Annotated in this window: 5 protein-coding genes and 1 pseudogene; 2 read left to right on the plus strand and 4 right to left on the minus strand. The window is 59.9% G+C overall.

The features are described from left to right. Nucleotides 1–85: 85 nt before the first annotated feature. Nucleotides 86–226 (plus strand): annotated as a pseudogene (locus ACHFFR_RS05510) (IS3 family transposase); the annotation flags it as partial. A gap of 481 nt (nucleotides 227–707) precedes the next feature. On the opposite strand, the gene ACHFFR_RS05515 reads toward ACHFFR_RS05510, so the two are convergent. The 4 genes from ACHFFR_RS05515 to ACHFFR_RS05530 all read right to left on the minus strand — a co-directional run bounded on the left by ACHFFR_RS05515 (nucleotide 708) and on the right by ACHFFR_RS05530 (nucleotide 4,853). Then, the gene (locus tag ACHFFR_RS05515; RefSeq protein WP_394263274.1) at nucleotides 708–2,150 is read right to left on the minus strand and encodes a multicopper oxidase domain-containing protein; all 1,443 of its coding nucleotides are present in this window, start codon (nucleotides 2,148–2,150) and stop codon (nucleotides 708–710) included. Beyond that, nucleotides 2,137–3,339, minus strand: a complete 1,203-nt coding sequence (locus ACHFFR_RS05520) for a hypothetical protein (protein WP_394263275.1) — start codon at nucleotides 3,337–3,339, stop codon at nucleotides 2,137–2,139. Before ACHFFR_RS05520 ends, ACHFFR_RS05515 begins: the two co-directional genes overlap by 14 nt. 77 nt (nucleotides 3,340–3,416) lie before the next feature. Beyond that, the gene (locus ACHFFR_RS05525) at nucleotides 3,417–4,568 is read right to left on the minus strand and encodes a hypothetical protein (RefSeq protein WP_394263276.1); all 1,152 of its coding nucleotides are present in this window, start codon (nucleotides 4,566–4,568) and stop codon (nucleotides 3,417–3,419) included. Between the two features lie 6 nt (nucleotides 4,569–4,574). Then, complete coding sequence (locus ACHFFR_RS05530; protein ID WP_270973534.1) at nucleotides 4,575–4,853, minus strand: DUF2249 domain-containing protein; 279 nt, start codon at nucleotides 4,851–4,853, stop codon at nucleotides 4,575–4,577. 177 nt (nucleotides 4,854–5,030) lie between these two features. On the opposite strand from ACHFFR_RS05530, the gene ACHFFR_RS05535 reads away from it, so the two are divergent. Beyond that, nucleotides 5,031–5,672: a sugar O-acetyltransferase gene (locus ACHFFR_RS05535; protein ID WP_394263277.1), complete on the plus strand. Its 642-nt coding sequence runs from the start codon at nucleotides 5,031–5,033 to the stop codon at nucleotides 5,670–5,672. Nucleotides 5,673–6,256: the final 584 nt, after the last annotated feature.

The following is a 6,256-nucleotide window of genomic DNA, read 5'->3' on the forward strand; positions in this document are numbered from 1 at the left end:
GTCGAATCTAAGCCCCCGTCAACGGACCGAATGAAGCGCCCTGGGTTTGTTGGAGGCTCCAGAGTTACGGATGGAGAATGGAGCCATGCCCCAACACAAGAACAAGGGACGCCGCTACTTGGCTGAAGAGAAAGCCGCTGCAGTTAGGATGGTGCGTACCCTTCGTGCCGAGCTTGGTACGAGCCAAGGAACGACATCGCGCGTGGCAGAACAGCTCGGCTCGGGGTCGAGCGCTCCACTGACGGCGCTTTACATCGTGGGTCATCTGATGTCAGCCGAATCAGAGTTTTGGCCGGGGATACTTTCCTTTGCGATTATCTTGGTACTCTCCCCCATGTTTGTACTTTATGGGGTTGCCATCGCCCTGATTTTCCGCTCCGAGATTGCAGTGTCGATAGCGGTCGGCCTCCTTGTGCTTTTCGGCTTCGCCGCCAACATCTTTACACCGCTATCTGGAATTCTGCTCTCGATCGCGAAATTCACCCCACTCTACGGCTACGGCGTGCTGGCAAGATATCCGGTAACCGAAGGTAACCAATCCACTGCCACAGGCGAGACCTACATGGACTCGATCTGGCTCGGCGCGCTCAACTATGCGGCTTGGTTCGTCATTTTCGCGCTCCTCGCGCTGCCGTTCGCCGCGGCCGCGAGCGCTAAACAGACGTGGCCCTCAGCACCTCGTAGCGGCACAAAGTCGCGAGCAACAGCTACTTAGTCGGATCCGTTACCTTGACAATTCCGTGCGCACCACGTTCGGCTTCGGACATGATGTGGTTGACCACCGAGTAGTGCCCTGCCTCCGGGAAGGTCAGCTCAACGAAACCACCCTCGGCCGGGAGCAGGGAAAGTACTTGGGCACCGCCGTCGTCGGATCCCCAAGCACTGGCGCCCTGCTTGATGTGGTAGGCGCCCTCGGTCCATAACGTGTCGAATTGTCCGCCGACGATATGGAAGCTCAGCGGCACGTTTGGGCCAGCATCGAGCACCCAGAAGCGCACACGCTCGTCGGTGACGACCTCGAACATTTCCTGGTCATACTGATTCGCGATGCCGTTAAAGACCACTCGATCCGGGGTGCCAGTTGCGATTTTGTCCGCATCGAGCTCCTCGGCCTCGGCGGCCGAATGTGCCGCGCTGGCAAGGTAGACCTCAGACTGGACGAGCACGAATTGTTTATCCACCGGTTCTAAACCTTCGGGTTCGATCACAACGGCGCCGTGCATACCCGCGGCGATGTGGGTGGACATCGGTGCCGTGGAGCAGTGATACATCCATATTCCCGCACGGTTCGCGGTGAAGGTGTAGACGAGTTCCTCGCCGGGTGCGATCGTTCGCATGGGCTCGTCGGGGGCGAGTGCACCCGCGTGGAAGTCAATGGAATGGCCGATAGTGCCGTCATTAATGAGCGTGACTTTGAACGTGTCCCCCACGCGCCCATGAAGGGTAGGCCCTACCCCGCTGCCGTTGAACGTCCAGCGTGTTTGGTACAGGCCGGGCGCTACCTCGAGGGGAACCTCGGTGACGGTCAGTGTGACCTCATGAGTCACTGGCCCTTCGTCCGTCGCGAGCGCGGGAAGTTCCGCCGATATCGGCTCGTTGATCTCGCCATCGCCATCAGGGATTGCCACGGGAGCGCTGTGCCCGGAATGAGCGTCGGAAGCCGTGCCGGGTCCGCCGTCGGACGTACCCGCAGCCGGCTCGATAACCACAATGTCGATCGTCATTCCCATTTGCTTGTGACCCGCAACGGAGCAGTAGCCCTGGATCGATTCCGTGATAACGCCGGCGTCAAGCACCGCGGTCTCCCCCGGCTGAACGCGCCCCGTCTCATGCTCACCGATCACGAGGTCGTGGCCGTTGAGCGGATCGTGGTTCTCCAACGTGACGACGAGCCTATTGCCCGCCGGCACTTCGATGCGGCTGGGCGTATACGACATGTCGTCGTTGGCAACAATCGTCACTTCACTTGTTTCCCCGGTTGGTTCGACGACGCCGGTCTGGCTTGGCTGCGCACCGCCTAAGTCGCGGGCGGGGAGATTCGCGGCCGACGGATTCCACATAACGCCAATAGCGACAGCTAGAAGAATCGCGCACAGGGCAGCGACGACACTGATGCCGGACCACATCGATGGCGTTTTAACGTCTTTCATGGGATTTCTCCTTGGCTGCAAGAGCAGCTCGTATGGCTGCTACTAGTACGGGAAAGAAAGATGCGAACGTGATGAGAGCCAGAGCGATCATGGCGTGTCTGACCATGTCTGGGACGGGCGCCAACCACACCAGCAACGCCACATTCGGGACGATGATGCGGAATGCGCCGCCCGCGTTAAGGGGCCCTTGGGCGGCTCTCGTCATCGCGGGTCCGCGACCAATGAGCATCGGGATCAGATAGCTGAGTGCTCCCAAAAGCAGTTGCAGCGCGAAGCCCACCACAAAGACTGCGGCGACAGTTGGAAGTTTGTCAGTCACTTCCGACCAGTTTGTCGACGTCGCCAGAAGATAGCCCACCCAGACCAGACCAACGGAAGCCCACAGCATTGAAACACCGACCGACGTCGGCGCAAACTCGACTAAACCCTTCTGCCTAAGCGGGGCTATGAGCGCCCTGCCCCACCAGACTAAACCGGCGGTATAGGTAGCTAGACCTACGAGAGACAGGAGTTGGACCCCGCTCAGCGCGCCCGCCGACATGACTGCGATACCGAGCAAGAACAGCGGGTAGCTCTGCCGCGCGTACTTTTCAGCGTGGGGATCCATCCGGGCTCGGATCATCGTGGGCCAGAAAGTCAGAAGCGTACCGATCACCGTGAGGCCGATCCAGCCGAGCAGGTTGAACACCATGTGCGTGATCATGAGGCGGCCGCGCCATTCGTCGTTCACTCCGAATGCCAAAACGGCCCCAAAGGTGGCACCAATCGGGAGCATGCAGGCGGCGGTCACGTAATAACGGATGACGACGCGGAACCTGCCTGGAAGTGCAGCGCGGAACTTTTTGAGGAGGTGCGCAATATGCCAGGCCATCGCTGCGGCTACGAACAGTGCGCCCGCAAGGACGATGAGCCACTGGTCGGCCGGGAAGCCAACAAGCACAAGAAGTGCGCCCACGCCCAGCACGCCGATGCGCTGGTCTTGCGCGCGTTCATCGTCCGGGGTCGCACGGGTTTTAAGCAACGTGTGGGCGAAATACTCGGACCACACCATCGCCGAATGTGTGAGAGCGCCGAGCAGGATGAGGTGGATAAGGAGCCAATCGGAGGCCGGGATGAGGTGATTCAGCGGCACCACAAAGAGGGCCGCGATGAGCCAAACGAGAGCCACGGAGTCGCGCAGTCGGCGCACACGCTTAGCGGAAGGGGCGGCGGTAGTGCGCCCGCCGTGACTACCGCGCGGGTGATCATTGGGAGACGATCCGATATTCATTGCGTGCTCTTTTCGGCGACGCCGGTGGGTCGGTTGCGAGCCGCCTTCCGAGCCTCCTGGGAAGATCCGCGGTTACCAGTCATCGCCGCCCCCACGACAGACACGAGGAACAACAAGATTGCCACGATGTTAAGGATTCCGCCGTGCTGCCAGATCGTTCCTTGGCCGTCGAGAATTTCTCCGAAAACTCTCATTGCAAGGCCAAGGTTAAGCAGCACGAGCGGCACCCACATAAAGGTCCGGTAGGGCACGGGAATTCCCATGACGGCAGGGAAGATGACCGGAGCGTGCGCCATTATCATGGCGATGGCGAAGCCGACGAAAACCGTATGGATAACGACGTCGTAGTAAACGGTACCTACCTGGCCGCCAGTGATAATCCACGTCAGGGCTCCCACGATGAGCCAGAGGTAACCGAACAGCAGCGCGAATGCTGTGAAGCGATGGAGGCCGGTGGATCTGATGAGCCGGCGAGGGACGTCGTCTTTGAGTAACCAGAACGCGATGGCTAGCTGGGCGAAGCCAAATGCTCGTGACGCTGGGATCGGCCAGAGCAGCGAGGCCGTAGCAAATACGAGGAGTGCGCTCGACGTTGCAAGCAGGGTGGGGACGGCTCGCGGCCCCATACTCAGCTGCGCGAGCTCAGCACGTTCTGCGGCGATAGTGATGATGAGAAACGCGGAGAGAAGCGGGATGAGAGCCGAGTTTTCAAAAGCCAGTGACAGGAGCGCGGCAGAAAGTGCTGCGACCGCACTGAGGATTTGTGTTGCGACCAGAGTGAGGGGTGCGCGTTTCCACAGGTAGACGTAAACAAGGACAAAAGCGATGGCGCCCTCCACCATGAGGAGCTGGCCGATCATGCCAACCGTCGTGCCTGGGCCGCCAACCGCATGGACGAGCCCTCCGAGACCTAAGAGCCCCGGAGCGAGGTAGGCCCAGCGCTTGCTCGGATCCCTATGAGCAAGCGCTTGGGCTCTTTCTAACGAAATCAGCGCGCCAAGAAAGCCCAGGGTCATGACGAGACCGTGAGCGTCGTCGTCTGCGGAAGAGATTGGTGCCCACGTTCCCAACTGAAGGAACGCGGCGTTTAGTCCCGCCAGAAGACATATCCCGCCAAGGATGAGGAAGACGATGCGGCTGGATGGCATGTGGCGTTACGCCGTGCGGGTGAACTTAACAGTCCACGGGTCTTCGGATACGTAGCTGATTGCGATGGCGTCACCGTTCGCTGCTGTTACTTGGTCGAGGAGGGGGACGGGGTTGTGCGGAGCGATGAGGTTCATCGAGCCACCTGGCTTGAGCTGGGAAATCGCACCGAGGATTGCCCCGTGACGGATAGCCGGAGCGAGTTCGCGGGCGTCGAGCACCGGGATGTCGGTGTGGGTGTGTCCGCAGCCGCAGGAATGGGATTCTTGAATAGGTAGTTCGTTCATGTATTTATTACACCTGAAACTGTGGAAAAAAGATAGTGGGGAGACTGCGAGAGTTGCCACTGCCTAGGCACTAGGCTGGAGAGGGTATTAATTTGCCGTGGAGATCGTGGTGTCGCTGAGATCAGACCGCGAAGAGCGTTCGTCACTGACGATCGTCCGTCATCGAGATAGGTAGGCATGAGGAAAAGGAAGAAGCTTGCCAGGCAGGAGCGCGAGCGCAGTCGCGAGCAGTTTGACCGCATGTTGGCCGGAGAGCTGTATCAGGTTGAAGGGCCTGTGTTCTCGGAGAACTTCGCGCATGCCATGCTCTACCAGCAGCTTTTCAACGAGACTCACGATACCGACACCGAGAACCAGCGAAAGGCACTGGAGAATTTGCTTGGCGAGATGGGTGACGGCATCATGATTCGTCGGCCATTCCGAGTCGACTATGGGAGGCACATTTCGATTGGCGACGGCACGTTCGTCAACTACGACTGCATCTTCCTCGATGTTGCGCCTATTACCATTGGCAAGAACTGCCAGATTGCACCACGTGTGCAGTTGAGTACGGCGTGGCATCCTCTCGAGCCGACGCCGCGTGCCGCCAGTTGGGAGGGCGGAAGCCCGATCACGATTGGAGACAATGTGTGGCTCGGCGCGGGCGTCATCGTGATCGGCGGAGTCACCATTGGGGATAACACGGTTGTGGGCGCTGGCTCGGTGGTGACTCGCGACCTGCCAGCGAACGTCATCGCCGTTGGTAATCCCGCCAAGATCCTGCGTGAATTGCCGCCTGACGTGGCGGTGGAGGATGTTGCGCCTGGGCATTTGTTGTAGGCCGAACAGGACCACCACAAGGTCGAACACAGAAGTGCGGGGCAGCCAACCAGCTACCCCGCACTCTTTATCCCTAGCTCAGGAGAGGATCCTGTTAATGGACTGCGCCTACTTCCGCTTGGAGGTGACGAAGTCGAGGGCCACGGCAAGGAGAACAACGAGGCCAAGCTCAACCAGGCGATCTTGGCCCACGTCTACGTCGCTCACGACAAGGTTGTCGGTGACGACATCCGGTCTCCGCTACGGGAACTTCTCGCCGCCGAACGCGGCTGGGAAGCCCTCACAGCGGGCGCAACACCCGAGGCCGCCCGCGCCGCCACTCAGGCCGCGACAGCGCGCCGCAGCGGCCCAGAAACGCCAAAAGCCGCCCCGAAGGGCGGCCTGGCCGAACTAACAAACCTCTGGCTTGACCTGCCTGACGGCGTTTACGAGGACGCCGATTGCAGAAAGCCTCTTATGGTTTCTTAGACGTTCATCTTGATACAAGGCGCTAGTAGGGTGCACGCTGCGGCTGGATGGGTGCAAAAGTCGTGGGGGTGGGTGCAGTTCCTATCAGGGGATGCAGTCGTAAATAACTACAGTAG

The sequence above is a fragment of the Trueperella sp. genome (assembly GCF_043424875.1).
GTDB lineage: Bacteria > Actinomycetota > Actinomycetes > Actinomycetales > Actinomycetaceae > Trueperella.

What these genes read in the sequence shown, in the direction of transcription:
- ACHFFR_RS05515 (WP_394263274.1), bottom strand. Translation starts at nt 2,150, where the DNA reads ATGAAAGACGTTAAAACGCCATCGATGTGGTCCGGCATCAGTGTCGTC.
- ACHFFR_RS05525 (WP_394263276.1), bottom strand. Translation starts at nt 4,568, where the DNA reads ATGCCATCCAGCCGCATCGTCTTCCTCATCCTTGGCGGGATATGTCTT.
- ACHFFR_RS05530 (WP_270973534.1), bottom strand. Translation starts at nt 4,853, where the DNA reads ATGAACGAACTACCTATTCAAGAATCCCATTCCTGCGGCTGCGGACAC.
- ACHFFR_RS05535 (WP_394263277.1), top strand. Translation starts at nt 5,031, where the DNA reads ATGAGGAAAAGGAAGAAGCTTGCCAGGCAGGAGCGCGAGCGCAGTCGC.